The 21,342-nt window shown below is 65.1% G+C and carries 20 protein-coding genes; 9 read left to right on the top strand and 11 right to left on the bottom strand.

Going from position 1 to position 21,342, the window contains the following annotated elements:
* Nucleotides 1-108: 108 nt before the first annotated feature.
* The 3 genes from tatC (at nucleotide 109) to QRN25_RS10405 (ending at nucleotide 1,601) form a co-directional block, all read left to right on the top strand.
* The gene (tatC, locus tag QRN25_RS10415; RefSeq protein WP_008829339.1) at nucleotides 109-939 is read left to right on the top strand and encodes a twin-arginine translocase subunit TatC; all 831 of its coding nucleotides are present in this window, start codon (nucleotides 109-111) and stop codon (nucleotides 937-939) included.
* Nucleotides 940-1,015: 76 nt separating this feature from the next.
* Nucleotides 1,016-1,273 (top strand): ribbon-helix-helix domain-containing protein, encoded by a 258-nt coding sequence (locus tag QRN25_RS10410; protein WP_285019439.1) that lies wholly within the window; start codon nucleotides 1,016-1,018, stop codon nucleotides 1,271-1,273.
* A 13-nt stretch (nucleotides 1,274-1,286) separates the two neighbouring features.
* Entirely contained in the window at nucleotides 1,287-1,601 is a 315-nt protein-coding gene (locus tag QRN25_RS10405) for a type II toxin-antitoxin system RelE/ParE family toxin (protein WP_285019436.1), read from the top strand.
* A gap of 3 nt (nucleotides 1,602-1,604) precedes the next feature.
* On the opposite strand, the gene QRN25_RS10400 is transcribed toward QRN25_RS10405, so the two are convergent.
* Entirely contained in the window at nucleotides 1,605-3,296 is a 1,692-nt protein-coding gene (locus QRN25_RS10400; RefSeq protein WP_285019434.1) for an amidohydrolase, read from the bottom strand.
* Complete coding sequence (locus tag QRN25_RS10395; RefSeq protein WP_069708942.1) at nucleotides 3,293-4,228, bottom strand: NAD(P)-dependent oxidoreductase; 936 nt, start codon at nucleotides 4,226-4,228, stop codon at nucleotides 3,293-3,295. Before QRN25_RS10395 ends, QRN25_RS10400 begins: the two co-directional genes overlap by 4 nt.
* A 104-nt stretch (nucleotides 4,229-4,332) precedes the next feature.
* Here QRN25_RS10395 and QRN25_RS10390 point away from each other — a divergent pair, with 104 nt between their 5' ends.
* The 3 genes from QRN25_RS10390 (at nucleotide 4,333) to QRN25_RS10380 (ending at nucleotide 8,244) form a co-directional block, all read left to right on the top strand.
* Complete coding sequence (locus tag QRN25_RS10390; protein WP_285019431.1) at nucleotides 4,333-5,589, top strand: threonine ammonia-lyase; 1,257 nt, start codon at nucleotides 4,333-4,335, stop codon at nucleotides 5,587-5,589.
* Between the two features lie 237 nt (nucleotides 5,590-5,826).
* On the top strand, nucleotides 5,827-6,660 hold the full coding sequence (locus QRN25_RS10385) for an arginyltransferase (RefSeq protein WP_271180945.1): 834 nt from the start codon (nucleotides 5,827-5,829) through the stop codon (nucleotides 6,658-6,660).
* Between the two features lie 417 nt (nucleotides 6,661-7,077).
* Nucleotides 7,078-8,244 carry a nucleotide sugar dehydrogenase gene (locus QRN25_RS10380; RefSeq protein WP_271180946.1) on the top strand — a complete coding sequence of 389 codons (1,167 nt, stop codon included), beginning with the start codon at nucleotides 7,078-7,080 and terminating at the stop codon, nucleotides 8,242-8,244.
* Between the two features lie 729 nt (nucleotides 8,245-8,973).
* On the opposite strand, the gene QRN25_RS10375 is transcribed toward QRN25_RS10380, so the two are convergent.
* The 8 genes from QRN25_RS10375 to QRN25_RS10340 all read right to left on the bottom strand — a co-directional run bounded on the left by QRN25_RS10375 (nucleotide 8,974) and on the right by QRN25_RS10340 (nucleotide 16,099).
* Nucleotides 8,974-9,387 (bottom strand): hypothetical protein, encoded by a 414-nt coding sequence (locus QRN25_RS10375; protein ID WP_373877732.1) that lies wholly within the window; start codon nucleotides 9,385-9,387, stop codon nucleotides 8,974-8,976.
* 284 nt (nucleotides 9,388-9,671) lie between these two features.
* Nucleotides 9,672-10,058, bottom strand: a complete 387-nt coding sequence (locus QRN25_RS10370) for a DUF1801 domain-containing protein (protein ID WP_271180948.1) — start codon at nucleotides 10,056-10,058, stop codon at nucleotides 9,672-9,674.
* Nucleotides 10,055-10,687, bottom strand: a complete 633-nt coding sequence (locus QRN25_RS10365) for a lysozyme (RefSeq protein ID WP_271180949.1) — start codon at nucleotides 10,685-10,687, stop codon at nucleotides 10,055-10,057. The genes QRN25_RS10370 and QRN25_RS10365 overlap by 4 nt, the downstream gene beginning before the upstream one ends.
* Before the next feature lie 298 nt (nucleotides 10,688-10,985).
* Nucleotides 10,986-12,395: a type I glutamate--ammonia ligase gene (gene glnA / locus QRN25_RS10360; protein WP_271180950.1), complete on the bottom strand. Its 1,410-nt coding sequence runs from the start codon at nucleotides 12,393-12,395 to the stop codon at nucleotides 10,986-10,988.
* A gap of 104 nt (nucleotides 12,396-12,499) precedes the next feature.
* The gene (locus tag QRN25_RS10355; RefSeq protein ID WP_008832116.1) at nucleotides 12,500-12,838 is read right to left on the bottom strand and encodes a P-II family nitrogen regulator; all 339 of its coding nucleotides are present in this window, start codon (nucleotides 12,836-12,838) and stop codon (nucleotides 12,500-12,502) included.
* A gap of 380 nt (nucleotides 12,839-13,218) precedes the next feature.
* Nucleotides 13,219-14,142 carry an N-acetyl-gamma-glutamyl-phosphate reductase gene (gene argC, locus QRN25_RS10350; protein WP_285019423.1) on the bottom strand — a complete coding sequence of 308 codons (924 nt, stop codon included), beginning with the start codon at nucleotides 14,140-14,142 and terminating at the stop codon, nucleotides 13,219-13,221.
* Nucleotides 14,139-14,435 (bottom strand): SH3 domain-containing protein, encoded by a 297-nt coding sequence (locus QRN25_RS10345; RefSeq protein WP_285019421.1) that lies wholly within the window; start codon nucleotides 14,433-14,435, stop codon nucleotides 14,139-14,141. The genes argC and QRN25_RS10345 overlap by 4 nt, the downstream gene beginning before the upstream one ends.
* A gap of 281 nt (nucleotides 14,436-14,716) precedes the next feature.
* Entirely contained in the window at nucleotides 14,717-16,099 is a 1,383-nt protein-coding gene (locus QRN25_RS10340; RefSeq protein ID WP_285019419.1) for a leucyl aminopeptidase family protein, read from the bottom strand.
* A 64-nt stretch (nucleotides 16,100-16,163) separates the two neighbouring features.
* On the opposite strand from QRN25_RS10340, the gene QRN25_RS10335 reads away from it, so the two are divergent.
* The 3 genes from QRN25_RS10335 (at nucleotide 16,164) to QRN25_RS10325 (ending at nucleotide 19,087) form a co-directional block, all read left to right on the top strand.
* Nucleotides 16,164-16,976 (top strand): DUF4163 domain-containing protein, encoded by an 813-nt coding sequence (locus QRN25_RS10335; protein WP_008831601.1) that lies wholly within the window; start codon nucleotides 16,164-16,166, stop codon nucleotides 16,974-16,976.
* Between the two features lie 37 nt (nucleotides 16,977-17,013).
* Nucleotides 17,014-17,844, top strand: coding sequence for a type I methionyl aminopeptidase (gene map, locus QRN25_RS10330; protein ID WP_008831600.1), 831 nt, complete (start codon nucleotides 17,014-17,016; stop codon nucleotides 17,842-17,844).
* A gap of 202 nt (nucleotides 17,845-18,046) precedes the next feature.
* Nucleotides 18,047-19,087 carry a DUF7064 domain-containing protein gene (locus tag QRN25_RS10325; RefSeq protein WP_285019524.1) on the top strand — a complete coding sequence of 347 codons (1,041 nt, stop codon included), beginning with the start codon at nucleotides 18,047-18,049 and terminating at the stop codon, nucleotides 19,085-19,087.
* A gap of 65 nt (nucleotides 19,088-19,152) precedes the next feature.
* Here QRN25_RS10325 and QRN25_RS10320 read toward each other — a convergent pair whose 3' ends face one another.
* Nucleotides 19,153-21,315, bottom strand: coding sequence for a TonB-dependent receptor (locus QRN25_RS10320; RefSeq protein WP_285019415.1), 2,163 nt, complete (start codon nucleotides 21,313-21,315; stop codon nucleotides 19,153-19,155).
* Between the last annotated feature and the right edge of the window lie 27 nt (nucleotides 21,316-21,342).

Raw genomic sequence — 21,342 nt, 5'->3', positions numbered from 1 at the left:
GAAGCAATCCAGGGCCACGAAGACCGTCCTGGATTGCTTCGCTACGCTCGCAATGACGATTTGGGGTCAGGCCCTCCCGCCTCGCACTCTGGCCTGAGGCCGAAATAAATGCAGCCCTTCCGCATTTCCGACATCGACGACACCCAGGCGCCGCTACTCGATCACCTGATCGAGCTTCGGGGCCGTCTGCTGCGTGCCTTCATGGCTTTCGCGCTGGCCTTCGCGGTGTGCTTCTACTTCGCGGGCGACATCTTCGCGTTCCTCGTCCGCCCGCTGACCGAGGCGTTCCCGCCCGGACAAGGCAAGCTGATCTACACCAAGCTCTACGAGGCGTTCTTCGTCGAGGTGAAGATCGCGATGTTCGCGGCGTTCTTCGTCAGCTTCCCGGTGATCGCCAACCAGATCTGGCAGTTCGTGGCGCCCGGCCTCTACGCCAAGGAAAAGAAGGCGTTCCTGCCGTTCCTGATCGCGACGCCGGTGCTGTTCACGATGGGCGCGGCGCTGGCCTACTACGTGGTGATGCCCACCGCGTTCCACTTCTTCCTCACGTTCGAGGGGCAGAAGGGCGGCCTCAAGCTGGAGGCGCTGCCGGGCACGGGCGACTATCTCGCGCTGGTGATGCAGTTCATCCTGGCGTTCGGGATCAGCTTCCTGCTGCCGGTGCTGCTGATGCTGCTCAACCGGGCGGGCATGGTGACGCGCGCGCAGTGCGTGGGCGCGCGGCGCTATGCGATCGTCGGTATCTTCATCGTCGCCGCCGTGGCGACCCCGCCGGACGTCGTCTCGCAACTGCTGCTGGCGGTGCCGCTGCTGCTGCTGTTCGAAGGCACGCTGGTCCTGATGTGGTTCACCGAACGCCGCGACGCCAAGGACCGCGCGCGCGAGGAAAAGGCCGTCGAGGAAGCGGCCAAGGCTGCCGGACACGCTGCGGCGGAGTAATGGGCGGCGGAGTGACGCCGGGCTCGCTTGCCAGCGTCCTCGATATTCCACTATATTGGGGCGAAAGGTGCGTGTGATGAACAAGCCCATGACCCTCAATGTCCGGATCGGCGGCGCGCTGGGCGACTTCGTGGCCGCCAACGTGGGCGAGCATGGCTCCTACGAAAACGTCAGCGAATATGTCCGCGACCTGATCCGGCGGGACAAGGCGCGGCTCGAAGCGGAGCAGTTCCAGCGGCTCGAAGCTGAACTGCACCGGGCGTTCGCCGCGCCCGAATCGAGTTATGCTCCGCTGGATGCGGAAGCGGTGATCGCACGCAATCGCCCCAGTTGAGATGGCGGCTGAAATGGCCGGCTTCACGGTCTCTGCGATCGCCGGCCGGCGGCTCGACGAAATCTTCGTATATACACGCGACACATGGGGCGAGGCGCAGGCGGAAGCCTATATTCGCGGCCTGTTCGCCTGCTTCGAGCGGATCGCGCGGCGCGGCCAGCCATGGCGCGCGATTCCGGTCGAATTCGGCTTGGACGGCTATTACTGCCGCCATGAGCATCACTACGTCTACTGGAGGCTACTTGGTCACGATACCGTCGGCATCGTCACCATCCTGCACGAACGGATGCACCTGATGGACCGCTTTCGTGAAGACAGCGGAGCCTGAAGGTTACCGCCGAACCCCGGCCTTGCCGCCGTCCTGCGCGGCGGACCACGCCAGCCGCCCGCCGATCCAAGTCTCCAGCACATGCGTTCCGCGCAAAGCCTGCGGGGCGGCGGTCATCGGGTCTTCGTCCACGAACAGGAAGTCCGCGCGCATGCCCGGCGCGATGCGGCCGAGGCGGTCCTCGGCGAACAGCGAGTAGGCCGCGCCGGTGGTGTAGGCGCCCAGCGCCGCCTCGCGGGTCAGCACTTCCTGCGGCTGCCAGCCGCCGGTGGGCTGGCCGTCCGCACCGGTGCGGCTGATCGCCACCGCCAGCCCCTCGAAGGGATGCGCGGGCTCTACGGGCGTGTCGGAGCCGAAGGCCAGCTTCGCACCGGTCGCCGCGATCGACTTCCATGCATAGGCGCCCGCCAGCCGCTGCGGACCGAGACGCGCCTCGGCCATGACACGGTCCGAGGCCTCGTGCTGCGGCTGCATGCTGGCGATCACGCCGTTGCGGCCGAAGCGCGGGATGTCGGCGGGATCGACCACTTGCGCATGCTCGATGCGCCAGCGGCGGTCGCCCTTGTAGGTCTGCGACAGTTCCTCGATCGAATCGAGCACCGTGGCATTGGCCTCGTCGCCGATGGCGTGGACCGCGACCTGAAAGCCGTCCATCGCCGCGCGGCTCATCAGATTGCCGATCTGCGTCTGGCTCATCTGCGGCAGGCCCTTGGTGCTGGCGTCGTCGGAGTAAGGCGCCTTGAGCCATGCCCCGCGCGAGCCCAACGCGCCGTCGAGGTAGAGCTTCACGCCGTTCATCTTGAGCCGGTCGTCGTCGATCCACGGCGTGGGGCCGGGGCCGCCGATCAGCGTCATCGCCTCGATCCCGCCCGCGTAGGCGACCACGCGCATGCGCAGCTGGTGCTTGTCGGAGGCGCGGCGGAAGGTCTGCCAGTCCTCGATCGAGGTGCCCATGTCCGCCACGGTGGTGACGCCCGCGGCAAGGAACTGCAGCTGCGCCTCGCCGAAGGCGGTGTCGGCATCCTCGGGGCGGGGCTTGGGGCGCTTCTTCTCGACGAGCGCGGTGGCGGCGTCGACCAGCACGCCCGCCGGGGCCTTGGAGCCTGCGATGCGCAGCACTTCGCCGCCCGCCGGGTCGGCGGTGGACGAGGTGACGCCCGCTGCGGCCAGCGCGGCGGAGTTGGCCCAGCCGGCGTGCCCGTCGATGCGGGTGAGCCAGGCGGGCTTGCCGCCGGTCACCGTGTCGAGTTCGGCGGCGGTGGGCATGCGGTCCAGTCCCCAGCTCGCCTGGTTCCAGCCGCCGCCGAGGATCCACGGCGCCTCGGGATGCGCGGCGGTCCATGCGGCGATGCGCGAAAGGGCCTCGTCGAGCGACTTCGCCATCGACAGGTCCAGCGTCATCTTCGCGAAGCCGGTCGCCATGACGTGGCCATGCGCATCGATCATGCCGGGCACGAGGATGCGGCCCTTGCCGTCGACCTTATAGTCCACCTTCTTGGGTCGCTTGTCGCCCTTGTGGAAGACTTGGGCGATCTTGCCCTGCGGGTCGATCAGGAAGCCCTCGAAGCGCTCCACGCCGCCCTTGCCGTCAGGGGTGATGCCCTCGACGTTGTCCACCAGCACATCGGCGACGGCGGGAGTTGCCAGCACCGTACCCGAAAGCAGCGTGGCCGCTGCCGCAATCCATGACTTCACGATTTACCCTTCTGGGGGAGCCGCTTGATGATGGCGCTCGTATCGAGCCGCCCGCCGCCCGTGGCCTGCACGTCGGAGAAGAACTGATCGACCAGCGCCGCCACCGGCAGCGAGACGCCCAGGCCCCGGCCTTCCTCGAGGCTGAGGCCCAGATCCTTGCGCATCCAGTCGATCGCAAGGCCGAAGTCGAATTCGCCCGCGTCCATGGTCTTCCAGCGGTTGTCCATCTGCCACGACTGCGCGGCGCCGCCCGAAATCGCCTCGTAGACTTTGTCCATGTCGAGGTGCGAGGCCTGCGCGAAGCGCACCGCCTCCGCCAAAGCCGCGACGTTGCCGGCGATGCAGATCTGATTGGCCATCTTGGCGATCTGGCCCGAACCCGCCTTGCCGACGTGGACGATGCGGCTGGAGTAGCTCTCCATGATCGGCCGGGCGGCTTCGAGCGCATCGTCGCGCCCGCCGCACATCAGGGTGAGGGTGCCGTTCTCCGCGCCGATCTGCGATCCGGTCATCGGCGCGTCGACGCAGTGGATCTTGAGGTCGCGCGCCTCGACCGAAATCTGGCGGGCGATGCGCGCCGAGACGGTGGTGTGGTCGATGAAGGTGCCGCCGCGCTTGAGCATGCGGAACACCCCGTTGGGGCCGAGCACGACGTCGGCAAGGTCGTCGTCGTTGCCGACGCAGGTGATGACCACGTCGGCGTCCTGCGCCGCGTGGGCCGGGTTGGCGGCGATGCGGTGGGCGAGGCCGGGGTTGGCGTCGCGCCACTTGCGTGCGCGCTCGGGCGTGCGGTTGTAGATCGTCAGTTCGTGCCCGGCCTGCGCGATGTGGCGCGCGATCGCGCCGCCCATGGTGCCGAGGCCGATCATCGAGACCTTGCGCGGGGGTACGGCCGGGGCGGCGGGGGCTTCGGAGGCGGTCTCTTCGGTCATGGCCCGTTCTTAGCGCCTTTTGGCCAAAAGCAAACCGCCATAGGCGCCGTCATGAGGCGACTTTGCTTTCCATCCGTCGCCGTTTCCGGTAGGCGCGCGGGTCTATGGACCAGACTTTGCTCAACATCGCTCCCGCGGGCCTCGAAGACGCCCCGCTGACCGCAGCCGACGTACGCGCGGCGGGGATGCGAATTTCGGGCAAGGTCGTGCGCACGCCCACGCTCTACAGCTCCACGCTGAGCGCGATCACCGGCGCCGACATCTGGCTCAAGTTCGAGAACCTGCAGTTCACCGCCGCCTACAAGGAGCGCGGCGCGCTCAACGCGCTGCTGCTGCTGACCGAGGAGCAGAAGGCGCGCGGCGTCATCGCCGCCTCGGCCGGCAACCACGCGCAGGGCCTGAGCTACCACGGCACCCGCCTTGGCGTGCCCGTCACCATCGTCATGCCCAAGACCACGCCGACGGTGAAGGTCATGCAGACCGAGAGCGTGGGCGGCAAGGTCGTGCTCGAAGGCGAGAGCTTCGACGAGGCCTATGCCCACGCCCGCAAGCTGGAGGGCCAGCTGGGCCTTACGTTCGTCCACCCCTTCGACGACCCGCACGTCGCCGCCGGACAGGGCACCGTCGCGCTGGAAATGCTGGAGGACGTGCCTGACCTCGACACGCTCGTCCTTCCGGTCGGCGGCGGCGGCCTGTCCACCGGCATGGGCACCGTGGCGCGCGACATCAATCCGGGAATCCGCCTGATCGGCGTCGAGGCGCAGCTCTATCCCTCGATGTACAATCTGCTCAAGGGCACCAGCCTGCCGATCGGCGGCGATACCCTGGCCGAAGGCATCGCGGTGATCGCGCCGGGGCTGATGACCTCGAAGGTGCTGCGCTCGCTGCTCGACGAGTTCCTGCTGGTCAGCGAATCGCAGATCGAGAGCGCGCTGGCGCTGCTGCTGCAGATCGAGAAGACGCTGGTGGAAGGCGCGGGCGCATCGGGCCTTGCCGCCGTGATCAACAACCGCGAGCTTTTCGTCGGCCGCAAGGTCGGCCTCGTGCTGTCGGGCGGCAACATCGACACCCGCCTGCTGGCGAACGTGCTGCTGCGCGACCTCGCCCGCTCGGGCCGCCTCGCCCGCCTCAAGATCGGCCTGCAGGATCGCGCCGGCGCGCTGTTCAAGGTCGCCAAGATCTTCCACGAACACAACGTCAACATCATCGAAGTCTTCCACCAGCGCATCTTCACGCACTTGCCCGCCAAGGGTCTCGTCACCGAGATCGAGTGCGAGGCGCGCGACAAGGAGCAGCTGCAGGCGCTGATCGCCGGGTTGCGCCGCGAAGGCTACGAAGTGAAGCTGGTCGAGACCGACTGATTCGAAAGAGGCTGGCCTTGGGCGATATCGAGGTATATCGTTCGAGGTAACGATTACATCGACCCATCGCCCCGAATTGGTACGGCGATGGGCCGATACCGCCAGTCCGGCGCGATTTCACCGCAGACCGGTCGGTTTTTGTGGTTAAAAGACTCGCAAGACGCTGCAGCGCTATGCATATTTGGGAAAGCAGACGGACATAAGGCCGGCCGCAACGCTAGAGGAAGATCCAGTTAGGTGACGGCTCCCGTTCGATTTCCCCGCTTCTTCGTGACGAGCCCGGCTCCGTGCCCGTACCTGCCGGGCCGTAGCGAGCGGAAGGTATTCACCGAACTCAAGGGACCGCACGCCGATTCGCTGAACGATGCGCTGGGTCGTATCGGCTTCCGTCGCAGCCAGACTGTCGCCTATCGCCCCTCCTGCATCGACTGCAACGCCTGCGTCTCGGTGCGCGTGGTCGCCTCCGAATTCCGCGCCTCGCGCACGCAGAAGCGCACGCTGGAGGCGCATTCGGACCTTGTGGCCACCGTCTGCCGCCCCTGGTCCACCAGCGAGCAGTTCGAACTGCTCCAGCGCTATCTCTCGGTTCGTCATCCCGAAGGCGGCATGACGACGATGGACGAGGTCGATTTCGCCGACATGGTGGAGCACACGCCCGTCACCAGCTACGTCATCGAATACCGCGAACCCTCGATCGACGGCGTCGTGCCGGGCCGCCTCGTCGGCGCCTGCCTGACCGACCGCCAGTGCGACGGCCTGTCGATGATCTACTCGTTCTACGATCCCGATAGCGAGCGGCAAGGGCTGGGCAACTACATCATCCTCGACCACATTCGCCGCTCGCAGGACATGGGCCTGGGCTTCGTCTACCTCGGCTATTGGGTTGAGGGTTCGGCCCGCATGCAATACAAGGTGCGTTACCGCCCGATGGAGAAACTCGGCCGCGCCGGGTGGGAACGCATCGACACCGCTGAACACGACCGCCTGATCGCCGCAGCCGTCTCAACCCCCCGTTGCGACGCCGCCGCGACCGGTCCCAAGGACGGGATGCCCTCTGTCACCAAGGGGTGAGGGGCAAGCTGGTCACGCACGGCTGATTGACCACTATTGTCGGGCATATGGTGGGAAACCGGTGGATTCGGAATTTCAGGTATGAATAGATATCTTCCGAAAGCTTCTTCAGAAAATTTTGTTACAAGGAAGCGTCGCGTTGTGATCTGAGGTCTAAGTTATTCAAGACTTGGTAAGTCAGAATGGCCGATAGTTATTTCGATTGTCATCAATTTTTACTGATGGGTCGTTATAATGATTTCATTTTATCATGTTGGTCAGCATAACGATTGAGATTATGCGATTGCAGCATAAAGCCGTTGACTGTTTGGGTATCTCGCTCGATTAGATGTTCAATCGGAAGCAGTGGACCGAGCCGAGCCTTCGCGAGGCAGGGATTTCTGTCTCGAAAGCACATGATTCACGCGGGTGATCTGGATGAAAATTGCCGTCTTCGGCTTAGGCTATGTTGGGTTGTCGAACGCAGTGCTATTGGCGCAGCACAACGAGGTTGTTGCCGTCGACATATCGCCCGAGCGGGTTGAAATGCTCAATGCCCGAAAGTCGCCGATCATAGATGCGGAAATCGAGGATTTTCTTGCGACAAGAAATCTCAATCTCACGGCGACCCTGGACCCTGCGGAAGCCTTGATTGGAGCGGACTACGTCATTGTCGCGACACCGACCAATTACGATGCCGAGACCAACAAGTTCGATACCTCCTCTGTCGAGGTGGTCATTCGTACCGCGATCGCAGAGAGTTCGACCAGCACGATCGTCGTGAAATCGACGATTCCGGTCGGTTTCGTCGATGATGTCCAAGCGAAACTGGGCACCTCGCAAGTCATTTTCAGTCCTGAATTCCTGAGGGAAGGCAGGGCGTTGTACGACAACCTGCACCCTTCGCGCATCATCGTCGGAGAGCGTTCCGAACGCGCGAAGGTTTTCGCGGAACTGCTGCTGGAAGGTGCCGAAAAGAAGGATGTCGACCTGCTTTTCACGAATGCTCGTGAAGCCGAGGCGATCAAGCTATTCGCGAACACGTATCTTGCGATGCGAGTCGCCTTTTTCAACGAACTGGACAGCTATGCCATCGCCGGCGGCATGGACACGCGCCAGATAATCGACGGCGTCGGATTGGATCCGCGTATCGGCAGTCACTACAACAACCCGAGCTTCGGTTACGGCGGTTACTGCCTGCCGAAGGACACCAAGCAGTTGCTGGCGAACTACACCGATGTGCCGCAAAACCTGATACGCGCCATCGTCGATGCCAATCGCACCCGCAAGGATTTCCTGGCCGACCAGATCATCATGAAGAGCCCCCGGAAGGTTGGCGTGTTCCGGCTCGTCATGAAGGCAGGTTCGGACAATTTTCGACAGTCCTCGATCCAGGGGATCATGAAGAGATTGAAGGCGAAGGGCATCGAGGTGGTGATCTACGAGCCGGCGATGGAGGCGGATGAATTCTTCGGTTCCAAGGTGTTGCGGGATCTGTCGACCTTCAAGCAGGATTGCGACGTCATCATCGCCAATCGCATGACAACGACGATTGCGGACGTGGCGGATAAAGTATTCACCCGTGACCTGTTCGGTTCCGACTGATCCTTCTGCCTTCTCGGCGCGAACTGCGTAGGGAGCTTCCGTCTTCGGCTATCAAGTAACGATCCGAAGGCATATGGCGTCTTTTCATTTGATAGACAGGTCATCATCCATGACCTTTTGGCGATGGCAGCGCGGTGCAGCAGTTTCGCGTGACGCAGGCGCAGAGCGAGGCGTCCGTCATTTCGGTATGTGGCCTCGTAGCCAGCGGCAGCGCCAGCCATTCGGCATGAACCAAAGGCTCTAACGGCAGCGGCTTGAGGTTCGGAACATCGACTTCATCGAACAGCTGACGGCGCGCCTTGCCAAACTGGCACAGCGCTCGTCGGTCATTGCGATCGGCAAGGCTCTCGGCAATCGCTGCATTGAGCTAGGCGAGGCTGTGGAAGATTCGGTTGCGCAATCGGCCCAAAAGCCAGCGCTCGACGATACCGGCGCAGGCCTCGAGCTTGGCTTTGTCTCGCAGCTTGCGCGGCGGCTTCGGCAAGATCGCCGTACCGTAATCGCGAGCCTATCGGTGCAACTGTGGTTCACCTGGCGATCAAAGTGATAGGCCTTGATCACCGCCACCTTGGCATTGTCGGGCACCAGCAGCTGGGGAACGCCGCCGAAGAAAGCGAAGGCGGCATTTCTGCCTGTGATCCAGTCGGAGAACCGCTCGGTCCATGTCGCGAGGGCAAACGACAGGCTCGATCGTCCATCACGGCGACGAAAATGTGGGCACCGCGGGGCTCACCGGTCCGTCGATCCACCACGATCGGCACCGTACCGCCAGCGCAATCGAGGAACAGCTTCTCGCCGCCGGCATGGCTTTGGCGCATGACCAGCGGCAGGCGGCCAGCGTCGGAACAGATCGCAGAAGCGGCTGTAACGATAACCGTCCGGATGCTCGGCACGGTACTCTTCCCAGAGCACCTGCAGGTTCACGTGTTTGCACTTCAGTTCGCGCGTTACCACCGGCCAATCCGGCTCGGGCAGCTTACGCCGCCCAGGTTTGGCGCCCAAGGCGCCATACAGGCCTCCCTCCAGATTTATGTCGCCAATCTTGGACGGACCCGGCGACTCCAATCCCGAGCGCTCGAAGCGCACGACCATGTCGCGCACTGTGGGCCGAGTAAGGCCGGTCAGCCGGGCGATCTTGCGCATCGGGACACGAGCCTCCCGATGCATTCTCACTACTTCGCGCACATGGCGCATCTTCGGCCTCCTCGTCGGCATCTCCATCCTCCGGCTTCTACGCCGATAGGATGAACCCAACGATCGGGCTTCTCACTCCCTCCCGGGTGGCCGGGCTGACCTCGGAATCCGCAGCCCTCCTGTTACGAAGGGGGCGGCCTGCCTGTCTCTAGGCACAACCGGCACCCGTGATGCCGTCATGGTGCATTGTCGCCGGGCTTTCAGATCAGATGGATTCGCTCGTGGCGCCTGCGTTAACGTGCTTTCTTTGCCTGATTGAGCGCCGCTGCCGCGCGCAACAGTGTCGAGAGAGCGGCCTCGTCGATTGTCGCACCCTCATAAATGTCGATGGCGCGGCGCACGTTGCCGTCGAGGCTGGCGTTGAACAGGCCCGCCGGGTCGGGCACCGAGGCGCCCTTGGCGAACGTCAGCTTCACCGCCGCCTTGTAGGTCTCCCCGGTGCAGACGATGCCGCCGCCCGCGTACCACGTGGGCACGCCGCGCCATTTCCATTCCTCGACCACCTCGGGTAGCGCGGCGTGGACGACGGCCCGCACTCTTGCTAGCGCCTCCCCGCGCCAGTCGCCGAGTTCGGCAATGCGTTCGTCGATCAACTGAGCGGGGGTTTTCGTGTCGGTCATGCTGTCCCGTAGAGTTTCGCTTCATCCGCGCGCCGGTTCTTGAGGCCGGTCATCGGCTTGCCGTCGTTGTAGATCCACTTGCCGAACTGGGCCTGTGCCCCGGCGAAGTCACCCGCCTTGTGCAGCTTGCCCAGCGTCGAACTCGTAATCTTGCCGGTGTTGTAATGAAACGAGACGAGCGCGTCGAACTGGTTCTGCGAGGTCGCGGCCGAACCGATGAAGGCGGCCACTTCCTTCACGTAATCGACCATGTCGACGTCGAAACGCGCATCGCACTGCGCCTGCGTCCAGACGACGCCTTTCCTGACGTCCGGGCCGGTCGAGCCCCAGCCGATCGTCCAGGGCTTGCCGTCGACGCTGCCGGGGTCGGGATAGGCTGCGAAGGTGCCGTCCGCGAGGCGCCTGGCGCAGCCCTCCCACTTCTTGATGAGCTTGGCCCCGGCGGCGCCCAGCACGCGCCCGGTCGCCGCAGCGGGGCTTGCGGGGGCTGCGACCGGCTCGGGGGCGAGGCTTGCGGTCAACGCGCCGGTGGAAAGGTCGATCGCCTTGTCCAGCGCGTTGACTTCGGCCTGTGTGAACGAACGGTCCAGCATCTTGCGGACGGCATCAAAGATCGGCTTGCGATTCATGTACGTGCCCTTTCGCTACAGACGGCGCACGCAGTATCGCGTGCAGAACAACTACACTTCGTGCACCCGAATACGTGTGAATACGGAAATCATACCGCCAGATACGGCCCCATCTCTTGCGGGGTGCGCATGAGGTACATCCACGCCGGTGTTGTAGGAAAGCGGATTCTTGAGGAGGAGCGGCGCTATCCGGAATTGTCATCGAGCCCGAACGCGAAAGGGGCGCCCGGATTGCTCCGGACGCCCCCTCTCGGCGAACTGCCAAACTGGCGAATATCGCCAGCGCTGATCGGATGGATCAGGCGCTGTAGTACATGTCGAACTCGACGGCCGACGGCGTGGTTTCCCAGCGCAGCACTTCGGGCCACTTGAGTTCGAGGTAGGCTTCGATCTGGTCCTCGGTGAACACGCCGCCTTCGAGAAGGAAGGCGTGGTCGGCCGCGAGGGCGTCCAGAGCTTCACGCAGCGAACCGCAGACGGTCGGCACTTCGGCGAGTTCGGCCGGCGGCAGATCGTACAGGTTCTTGTCCATGGCTTCGCCCGGGTGGATCTTGTTCTTGATGCCGTCGAGGCCGGCCATCAGGAGCGAAGCGTAGCACAGGTAGGGGTTGGCCATCGCGTCGGGGAAGCGGAATTCCACGCGCTTCGCCTTGGTGCCCGCACCGTAGGGGATGCGGCACGAGGCCGAACGGTTGCGCGCCGAGTAGGCGAGCAGAACCGGTGCTTCGTAACCCGGGACCAGGCGCTTGTAGCTGTTGGTGGTCGGGTTGGTGAAGGCGTTGAGGGCCTTGGCGTGCTTGATGACGCCGCCGATGAAGTACAGGCAGGTCTCCGACAGGCCGGCGTAGCCGTTGCCGGCGAAGGTGTTCTCACCCTCGTTCCAGATCGAGATATGCGTGTGCATGCCCGATCCGTTGTCCTTCATGATCGGCTTGGGCATGAACGTTGCGGTCTTGCCGTAAGCCTGTGCGACCATGTGCACGACGTACTTGTAGATCTGCATGCGGTCGGCGGTGGTGACCAGCTTGCCGAAGGTCAGGCCGAGTTCGTGCTGGGCAGCCGCCACTTCGTGGTGGTGCTTGTCGCAGGGCAGGCCCATTTCGAGCATGGTGGTGACCATCTCGGCGCGGATGTCCACGGCCGAGTCGACCGGGGCGACCGGGAAGTAGCCACCCTTGGCACGCGGGCGGTGGCCCAGGTTGCCGGTGTCGTATTCCTTGTTGGTGTTGCCCGGCAGTTCGATGTCGTCGATCTTGAAGCCGTTGCCGTCGTAGCCGTCGTAGAACTTCACGTCGTCGAACATGAAGAACTCGGCCTCGGGGCCGACGAACACGGTGTCGCCGAACCCGGCCGACTTGACGAACGATTCCGCACGCTTCGCGGTCGAGCGCGGGTCGCGGGCGTAGAGTTCACCGGTCGAGGGCTCGACGATGTCGCAGAACAGGATCAGCATCGGGGTGGCCGAGAACGGATCGGTGTAGACGGCGTCGAGGTCGGGCTTGAGGATCATGTCCGACTCGTTGATGGCCTTCCAGCCTTCGATCGACGAACCGTCGAACATCAGGCCGTCTTCCAGCTCATCCTCGCCGAGGACGGTCGAAACCATGGTCAGGTGCTGCCACTTGCCCTTGGGGTCCGTGAAGCGAAGATCGACCCACTCGATCTCCTCGTCCTTGATCTTCTTGAGGACGTCCTTTGCACTAGCCATTTTCTTGGTTCTCCAGCGTTACTCTTCCGATCCCGAAAGAGGATAGGGTTGATTTCATTGCGGCAATGCGACGGCCCCCACCGTCGCGGCCCGGTCCTGTGTCGTTACAGCGCGTCGTCGTCGCGTTCGCCGGTGCGGATCCGCACGGCGGTCTCGACGGGGACGACGAAGATCTTGCCGTCGCCGATGCGGCCGGTCTGCGCGGCGTCGGCGATCGCCTCCACCACGCGCTCGGCCAGAGCGTCGGGCACGACGACCTCGAGCTTAACCTTAGGGAGGAAATCCACGACGTATTCGGCGCCGCGGTAGAGTTCGGTGTGGCCCTTCTGGCGCCCAAAGCCCTTGGCTTCGGTGACGGTGATGCCCGAGACGCCGACTTCGTGCAGCGCTTCCTTCACTTCGTCGAGCTTGAACGGCTTGATGATGGCTTCGATTTTCTTCACGCCTGCCTGGACCCCTGCACTTGCACCCGGACTGTATCTTGAGGGAACCGGTCCGGGAACCAGAAGCCTCGCGCGCGATTCCCATCAAGAATCGTGCCAATGCGGTGGCGCTACTGATAGGCCGAGTGTGCGCCTGCGAAAAGACCGCATTTGGGCGATTTACCCGGTCAGTAAACAATCTGTCGCATATGATGCGTCGGATTTGGGAAATGTTGTGTTCAATTTTCAGGCAGTGGGTGCCTGAAAATTGTGCATGAAGTTGTGTGCGGTAGGGGCGGACCCTCCCATTGGTCCATGATGGCTAGCGAAGCAAAGACCCCCGGGGCAGCATATGCTGCCCCGGGGGTCTTTGCTTCGCTAGCCATGACGAATTTGACGGGTTAGAGGCGCAGGCCCGCCGTCTCGTCGAGACCGGCCATGATGTTGAGGTTCTGCACCGCAGCGCCGCTCGCGCCCTTGCCGAGGTTGTCGAGGATCGCGACGAGGCGCGCCTGCGTGCCGTCCTTGGCGCCCAGAACGCGCAGGGTGAGGGTGTCGACAGGCTCCATCGAGGCGCGCAGCAGCAGTTCGTCGGGCTGGTCGGTCTCCACCTTCACGACTTTGCTGCCGGCGTAGAACTCGGCCAGAGCGGCGCGCAGGGCGTCGGGCGATCCGGCTTGCGGCATCATCGAGAGGTGCAGCGGCACCTCGACGAGCATGCCGCGATGGGCGGGCACCACGGCGGGGGCGAAGATCGGATCGTGGCCGATGCCGGTCTGTGCCTTCATCTCGGGCACATGCTTGTGGCCGAGCGCGAGGCCGTAGGCGCGGAAGGCGATGTCGGTGTCGTCCTCGAAGCGCGCGATCAGCGCCTTGCCGCCGCCCGAGTAGCCCGACACGGCGTGACACACGTAGGGCCAGTCGGCAGGCAGCAGCCCGGCGCGCACCAGCGGGGCGACGAGGGCGATGAAGCCGGTGGGGTAGCAGCCGGGATTGCTGACGAAGCGGGCCTGCGCGACCGTGTCATGGCCGACGATCTCGGGAAAGCCGTAAGTCCAACCTGCCGCGACGCGGTGGGCGGAGGAGGCGTCGATCACGCGGGTGCGCGGGTTGGCGATCATGCCGACGGCGGCCTTGGCGGCATCGTCGGGCAGGCACAGGATCACGACGTCCGCGTCGTTCAGCGCCTCGGCCCGCGCGGCGTCATCCTTGCGGCGATCATCGCTGAGCGTGATCAGCGAGAACTCGCTGCGCCCGGCGAGCCGGTCGGCGATTTCGAGGCCGGTGGTGCCTGCCGCACCGTCGATGAAGACGCTGGTGGTCATGCCGCTTCCAGATCCGAGAGAGCTACGTAGCCGACCGCGCCGTCCTCGCCGAGCTGGCCCCAGGACCACTTGCCGGCGATATCCAGCACGTTGAAGGTTTCCCCCGCAGGCAGGTCGGCGATGACTTCCGCATCGTCGCGGCCGAAGACGCGCAGGATCGCGCCGGACTTGAGCGCGCGCGGCATCGGCACGGCATAGTGCGGCACGAAGTAGCGGCCCGCCAGCTTGATGTGGGCAAGGTCGCCGCGCACGGGCAGGCAGCCGGGATCGGCGCTCACGCTGGGGCCGGTCATGGCCAGCATTTTCTGGGACCCCATGCCGTCCGTCTGGTCAGGGCGAGTATACGAATCCACAGATGCCAACGCGGGTGCGTCTCCAAAGTCAAAGATGGGCGCGCCTAGCCGAGACACGGGATTTTCGCAAGGTTACGAGTCGGGACGCCGTCCTTCGCGAGCGAAACGGGCTGCTGAACCTTCCCCTCGTCATTGCGAGCGTAGCGAAGCAATCCAGGGTCGCGCAAACCGCTCTGGATTGCTTCGCTACGCTCGCAATGACGAAGTCAGGTCATCGGTTTTCAGCCGTAGCGCGCTTTCAGCATGTGCCATGCCGCGCGCAGGCCGAGCGCTTCGCCGCCCTTCGGACGGCCCGCCTTCGCGGTGGGGCGCCAGGCGAAGGTGTCGAAGTGCGCCCATTCCACGCCCTTGGGGACGAAGCGGTCGAGGAACAGCGCCGCCGTGCTCGCGCCCGCGAAGCCGCTGGACCCAGCGTTGTTGATGTCGGCGACGTCGGACTTGAGGTACTCGCGGTAGCCTTCGTGCAGGGGGAGGCGCCAGCACGGGTCGTCCACCGTCTTGCCCGCCGCGAGCAGGGCGTCGGCCGTCGCATCCTCGCGGGTGAAGAGCGCGGGCAGGTCGGGGCCGACCGCGACGCGGGCCGCTCCTGTCAGAGTGGCGAAGTCGATGATGAATTCAGGGCCGGCCTCACCCGCGCGGGTGAGCGCATCGCCCAGGATCAGGCGGCCTTCGGCGTCGGTGTTGCCGATCTCGACGGTGATCCCGGCACGGCTGCGCAGGACGTCGCCAGGGCGGAAGCTGTTGCCCGAGATCGCATTCTCCACCGCCGGGACCAGCACGTGCAGGCGCACCGGGAGGTTGGCGCTCATGATTAGGCGGGCGAGGGCGAGGGCGTGGGCCGCGCCGCCCATGTCCTTCTTCATCAGCAGCATGCCCGCGGAGGGCTTCACGTCGAGGCCGCCCGAATCGAAGCAGACACCTTTGCCCACCACGGCGATGCGCGGGTTTTTCGGGTCGCCCCATTCCAGTTCGATCATGCGCGGCGCGTGGCTGCGGCCCGCGGCGCGGCCGACCGCGTGGACCATCGGGAAGTCGCGCTCCAGCACCTCGCCGCGCGTGACGCGGATCTCGGCGCGGAAGGCCTTGTGCAGCGCCTCGGCTTCGGCCTCCAACTGGGCAGGCCCCATGTCCTCGGCCGGGGTGTTGACGAGGTCGCGCACCAGCATGACCGCCTCCGCCTCGGCGGTGAGGGCAGCGATCTGCGCGGGTTCGCCGGTCAGGAGCAGGCGCGGGCCGTGGTCCTCGGCGTCGGCCTTGTAGCGGTCGAAGCTGTACTGGCCGAGAATCCAGCCGAAGATCGCCGCGCCCGGCTCGCCGCCAGCACGGCGGTATGTCCCGGCGGGCAGTTTCTCGGCGAGTTTCGCCATGCACCAGCCGCCGAGCGTTCCGGCGTCGGCCACGCCTGCGGCCACGCTCCAGCCGTCACCCTCGGGGAGAATGACGTATTCCCCGGCACTTGCGTCGAAGCGGGCGGCCTCCAGCACGGCGCGCTGGGGAACGGTGAGGCCTTTCGTGAATTTCTCCAGTCCGTCCTTGTCGACGAGATGGATGGAGACGGCCTGCTGGCCGCGATCGGGCTGGATCAATGCGTTCTTGTCGCTCATGGCCTGATTCTCTAGCCTCCACCCGAGCCTGAGTGCGAGAGGAATTTTGATGCGATACTCCGGTATGGTTGTTGTTCTGGCCTTTGCCGCCGCTGCGTGCAGTGGATCGGGCGACAGCGATCCACAGCCGAGCGCCACGGCGGTTGCCAGCGAAGAGGCGCTGCCGATGGCCTCCACCGAAGCGCCCTCGGAAGCGCCCGCCGTGAAGGGGCGCTCGGAAAAGGAGGAGAACGACCTTTACGAGTTCGGCTATTCCTATCCCGACGCGGCGGCGGCGCTACCCGGCCTGCGGGCGATGCTCGACAGGAAGCTGGATGATACCAAGGGCGAACTGGTCTCCTCCGCGCGCAGCGACAAGGCGGAGATGACCAAGGACGGCTTCCCCTATCACGCGCATTCGATGCAGGTGGACTGGAAGGTGGTCACCGACTTGCCGGGCTGGCTGTCGCTGTCCTCGGAGATGTACCAGTACAGCGGCGGCGCGCACGGGATGAGCGGGTTCGATACCCTGCTGTGGGATCGCGGCGCCGACACGGCGCGCAAGCCGATGGACTTGTTCACCAGCCAGGACGCGCTGCGTGATGCCTTGCGCACGCCGTTCTGCGACGGGCTCGACAAGGCCCGCGCGGGCAAGCGGGGTGAGCCGGTCCAGCGCGACAGCGGGCAGATGTTCACCGAATGCATCGACCCGACCGCGCAGACGCTGATCCTGGGTTCGACCAACCGCAAGACCTTCGATCGCATCGGCGTACTCGTCGCACCCTACGAGGCGGGGCCTTACGCGGAAGGCAGCTATGAAGTGACGGTGCCGGTGACGGGCAAGGTGATGGCCGCGCTCAAGCCGCAGTATCGCTCGGCCTTCTCGGTGAAACCCTGATCTCGCAATTTCACCCCGGATGCGCTATCTGGGGCGGATGACCGAATACCAGATCGTAGAGCCCGGCCAGGAAGCGCTGCTGCGCGACGGCACCATCAAGCTGCATGGCCCCGACGGCTTCGAGGGCATGCGCCGCGCCGGCGCGCTCGCCGCGAAGATCCTCGACGAAATCGCGCCGATGGTGCAGCCGGGCGTCTCCACCGCCGAGATCGACGACAAGGTGCGCGAACTGACCCTCGCGGGCGGCGCGGTCCCGGCGACGCTGGGCTATCGCGGCTATGCGCATTCGTGCTGCATCTCGATCAACCACGTCGTGTGCCACGGCATTCCGTCGGAAAAGACGCTCAAGGACGGCGACATCGTCAATATCGACGTGACCCCGCTGCTGGACGGCTGGCACGGCGATACCAGCCGCATGTACCTGGTCGGCGACGTGCCGCTGAAGGCGCGCCGTCTGGTCGACGTGACGTATGAGTGCCTGATGATCGGCATCGAGCAGGCGAAGCCCGGCAACCGCGTGGGTGACATCGGCGCTGCTATCCAGGCTTATGCCGAGGCGAACCGCTACGGCGTCGTGCGCGAGTTCTGCGGCCATGGCCTCGGCCGCCTGTTCCATGACGCGCCCGAAGTGGTCCATGCCGGTCGCCCCGGCACCGGCCCGCTGCTCAAGCCGGGCATGTTCATGACGATCGAGCCGATGATCAACCTCGGCAAGCCGCCGGTGAAGCTGCTGAACGACGGCTGGACGGCGGTGACCCGCGACAAGTCGCTCTCGGCGCAGTTCGAGCACTCGATCGGCATTACCGAGGACGGCTGCGAGATCTTCACCACCAGCCCCAAGGGCCTGCACAAGCCACCTTACGCCTGACACCTCGTCGTCCCGGACTTGATCCGGGACCGCTGGCCATGAACGGCCTCCCTTGCTGCGCGTGGCTGCGATCTATCGCTTCAAGATTTGCCAGCGGTCCCGGATCAAGTCCGGGATGACGAGGTATCGCCCCGGCGGGGGCCTGCCGGATGACCCGGCGCGTATGGCGTGACAGTCTCCCTCGAAACGAGGAGGGAGAGTGATGGTGGCTGACCTGTCGGGCGGTATCCCGGTCGAGCGCGAATTCGTCGTGGCCGAAAAGCCCGACGACGGCATCCGCGATGCGGTCAACGTGTGGATCGAAGAGGAGAACGGCCTCTTCGCCATGCGCGTGGGCGTCGAGGCGGTCGGCGCGCAGTGGGACCGGCACGAGCTGTGGCTCGACATCGCCTTCACCGACGGGCACCTGTGGTCGCGGCGCGGCGCGGGCGAGCCGCATTCCCCCTACGACGCGCAAGGCAGGCCCTCGGTGCGCGGGACTGGCCCGGTACGCTTCGCATGCGCGGAGCCGTTCCGCCGCTGGACGGCTGCCTTCGAAGGCCCGGTGGCGCGGACCAGCGCGCAGGAAATCCTCGACAACCCCGATTTCGCCGAAACCGCGTGGAGCGAGGTCGCCTTCACCGTCGATATGGAGATGGCCGCGATCCCTTGGGAGCCGGGCACGATCCTTCCCGAAGCAGCCGAGGCGCTCGGCGGCAAGCAGGGCGACTACATGAGCCCGCGCTACGAGCAGCTGTTCCGCTGCAGCGGCACCCTCGTCATCGATGGCGAGGAGCGCGCGTTTCGCGGCAATGGCCTGCGCATCCGCCGAACGGGTTTCCGCGCCTTCGCGGGATTCTGGGGGCACTGCTGGCAGTCCGCCGTGTTCCCGGACGGCCGCGCCTTCGGCTTCAATTCCTACCCTGTGCGCGAGGGCGAGCCGCCGAGCTACTCGGAAGGCTGGATCATCGAGGACGGGGTGCGCACCGGCGCGCGGCCGGTGGTGATCCCATGGCTGCGGCGACTGGTGACCGGCGGCGAGGACGTGTCCTGCGTGCTGGAGACGGTGGACGGGCGCCGGGTTAAGATCGGAGGGCGGACTTTCGCCAATACCCGCTCTCGCGGCGGGCATGTGCTGCCGCCGGACTGGCCTAAAGACTGGCCGATCGTCCAGCAGGCGCACGCGGTCTATACGTGGGACGGCGTCGAAACGACCGGTATGGTCGAACGATCGAGCAAGCCCAGCGCGATGGACATATCCTGATCGCCACCCGCGAGCGAAACGAAGCAACCGGCAGGAGCGCCGCAGCGCCCCTGCCGGCATGTGTCTTAGAAGTCGGCCGAGATCGACGCCTTGATGGTGCGCGGCTGGCCCTGCAGCACCGAGTTCGCGAACGTGTCGAAGGCCGAAGCCCAGTAGCGCTTGTTCGCGACGTTATCGACGTTGAGGCGCAGCGTGACCGGCACGTCGCCCGCCGCCAGCACGTAGCGGGCGCCGAGGTTGAAGATCGTCCAGTCGGGGATGCTCAGGGTGTTCTGCGCATTGACCCACTGCTTGCCGGTATGCGTGACGCGCCCGGTCAGGGTCAGGCCCTCGACCATCGGGGTGTCCCATTCGAGGTTGGCGTTGGCGGTCCAGTCGGCGACGCCCTTGGCATCCTTGCCCTCGGTCAGCGGATCGTTGGTGCGGCGCTGCTTGGCATCGTTGACCGCGACGCCCGAGATCAGCCGCAGGCCGGGCGCCAGTTCGCCGTTGACGGTGAACTCGACGCCGCGATTGCGCTGTTTGCCGAACAGGCCGTAGTATACCAGCGTGTCGTCCGGGTTGTCCGGGGTTGCGTCGATCGACAGGATGTTGGGCTTGTCGATCTGGTAGAGCGCCAGGCTCAGGAACACCGGGCCAACCTTCAGCTTGCCCCCGAACTCGTACTGCTTGGTCTTGTAGGGCGGGATCACGTCCGGATAGTTCACCGCCGTCACCGGCGCGCTGGAGCCCTGCTGCAGCGCCTCGATGCGGTTGGCGTAGAGCGACAGCCCCTCGAATGGCTTGACGACGATGCCGACGATCGGGGTGATCGCGTCATCCTCGTACGTCGAGGTCAGCGAGCCGCCGTCGTAGGCGTTGTAGCTCTTCACCTTGATGTTCTGGAGGCGCAGGCCGCCGGTGATCTGGATCCGGTCGTCCCAGAAGCCGACGGTGTCGGAGGCGTAGATGCTCCAGAGGCTGGTGCGCGAGATTGGGAACGGATCGTCGAGATCGCCGCCGACGAACACCGAGTTGGGCAGGGAAACCTGCTGCACGTCGTAGAAGTTGTTGGCAACGCCGGTGAAGTCGCTGCCGTAGCGGAAGTCGAAGGCGTTGCGGTTGACCTGCCAGCTCATGCTGGAGCCGAAGTTGAACTCATGCGTGACCGCCGAGCCCAGCTTCACGCGGCCGCCGAAATCCACCGCTTCGTTGTTGTCGGTGCGCGGCACGTAGAGCGCGGTGAGGAAGCCCGCACCGGTCGTCGCGTTGCTGACCGACTGGCCGCCGTAGATGCCTTCTTCCGAGCCGTCGCGCGCGCCGGCCTTGGCATAGAGCATGAATTCGTCCGACACGTCGTATTCGACGTTCAGGATGCCGAACAGGTCGCGCAGCTTGGTGTAGGTATAGTCTTGCGCGTAGTTCGCATCGGCCTTGGGCACGCGCGGCATCGTCGCCGAGTTGATCGTTACCTTGGGGCGCAGGTTGTCCACGCGAACCTGCTGGTAGGCGAGGTCGAGCGAGACGCGCAGCGGGCCGCCGTCATAGTCGAGGCCGACGCCCAGCACGCGGGTGCGGCGGTCCTCGCCGTCGATGCCGAGCTGGCCGTCCTGATAATTGCCGTTAACGCGCACGCCGAACCGGCCGTCGCTGGAGCGGCGGGCCACGTCGAAGCTGCCCGACCAGTGCGAATCCGAGGTGTAGCCGAAGGTCACGCGGTTGAGCGGCTGGTCGCCGGCGCGCTTGAGCATCAGGTTGACGCTGCCGCCAAGGCCGGAGCCGCCCGGCGCGGCGCCGTTGAGGAAGGCGCTGGCACCATTGAGAACCTGCACGCTCTGGAAGAGTTCGGGTGCGATCAGCTGGCGCGGGGTGATGCCGTAGAGGCCATTGAGGCCGACGTCGTCGCCGTAGAGTTCGAAACCGCGGATCACGAAGCTTTCGGCGGCGTTGCCGTAACCGTAAGTGGTGCGCACGGTGGGGTCGTTGTCGAGCACTTCGCCCAGCGAGCGCGGCTGCTGGTTGAGGATCAGAGTCTCGTCGAAGCTGCGCACGTTGAAGGGCAGGTTCTCGGCCGCGTTGTTGCCGAGCACGCCGGCGCTGCCGCCGTCATCGACATGGGTGGCGTTTACGCGCTGCGCGAGGACGATGATGTCATCGCTTGCGGGCTCCCCACTTGCGGTCTGCGCCATGGCAGGCGCCGCGACCAGCATGCCGGTGCACCCCAGCATCAGAGCGAACTTGAACTTCATGAGAATTTCCCCTGCTTGCGATCGTGC

Source organism: Novosphingobium sp. fls2-241-R2A-195 (assembly GCF_030209485.1).
Lineage (GTDB): Bacteria > Pseudomonadota > Alphaproteobacteria > Sphingomonadales > Sphingomonadaceae > Novosphingobium > Novosphingobium resinovorum.
Note: the sequence above shows the minus strand (reverse complement) of the source record. Positions and strands in the feature narration are given on the sequence as shown.

Coding starts and splice junctions, on each gene's coding strand:
- QRN25_RS10405 (WP_285019436.1), top strand. CDS start 1,287: ATGGCCGGCTTCACGGTCTCTGCGATCGCCGGCCGGCGGCTCGACGAA.
- QRN25_RS10340 (WP_285019419.1), bottom strand. CDS start 16,099: ATGAGCGACAAGAACGCATTGATCCAGCCCGATCGCGGCCAGCAGGCC.
- QRN25_RS10410 (WP_285019439.1), top strand. CDS start 1,016: ATGAACAAGCCCATGACCCTCAATGTCCGGATCGGCGGCGCGCTGGGC.
- tatC (WP_008829339.1), top strand. CDS start 109: ATGCAGCCCTTCCGCATTTCCGACATCGACGACACCCAGGCGCCGCTA.
- QRN25_RS10320 (WP_285019415.1), bottom strand. CDS start 21,315: ATGAAGTTCAAGTTCGCTCTGATGCTGGGGTGCACCGGCATGCTGGTC.
- argC (WP_285019423.1), bottom strand. CDS start 14,142: ATGACCACCAGCGTCTTCATCGACGGTGCGGCAGGCACCACCGGCCTC.
- glnA (WP_271180950.1), bottom strand. CDS start 12,395: ATGGCTAGTGCAAAGGACGTCCTCAAGAAGATCAAGGACGAGGAGATC.
- QRN25_RS10325 (WP_285019524.1), top strand. CDS start 18,047: ATGGTGGCTGACCTGTCGGGCGGTATCCCGGTCGAGCGCGAATTCGTC.
- QRN25_RS10395 (WP_069708942.1), bottom strand. CDS start 4,228: ATGACCGAAGAGACCGCCTCCGAAGCCCCCGCCGCCCCGGCCGTACCC.
- QRN25_RS10380 (WP_271180946.1), top strand. CDS start 7,078: ATGAAAATTGCCGTCTTCGGCTTAGGCTATGTTGGGTTGTCGAACGCA.
- QRN25_RS10335 (WP_008831601.1), top strand. CDS start 16,164: ATGGTTGTTGTTCTGGCCTTTGCCGCCGCTGCGTGCAGTGGATCGGGC.
- QRN25_RS10365 (WP_271180949.1), bottom strand. CDS start 10,687: ATGAATCGCAAGCCGATCTTTGATGCCGTCCGCAAGATGCTGGACCGT.
- QRN25_RS10370 (WP_271180948.1), bottom strand. CDS start 10,058: ATGACCGACACGAAAACCCCCGCTCAGTTGATCGACGAACGCATTGCC.
- QRN25_RS10390 (WP_285019431.1), top strand. CDS start 4,333: ATGGACCAGACTTTGCTCAACATCGCTCCCGCGGGCCTCGAAGACGCC.
- QRN25_RS10375 (WP_373877732.1), bottom strand. CDS start 9,387: ATGCGCAAGATCGCCCGGCTGACCGGCCTTACTCGGCCCACAGTGCGC.
- map (WP_008831600.1), top strand. CDS start 17,014: ATGACCGAATACCAGATCGTAGAGCCCGGCCAGGAAGCGCTGCTGCGC.
- QRN25_RS10345 (WP_285019421.1), bottom strand. CDS start 14,435: ATGACCGGCCCCAGCGTGAGCGCCGATCCCGGCTGCCTGCCCGTGCGC.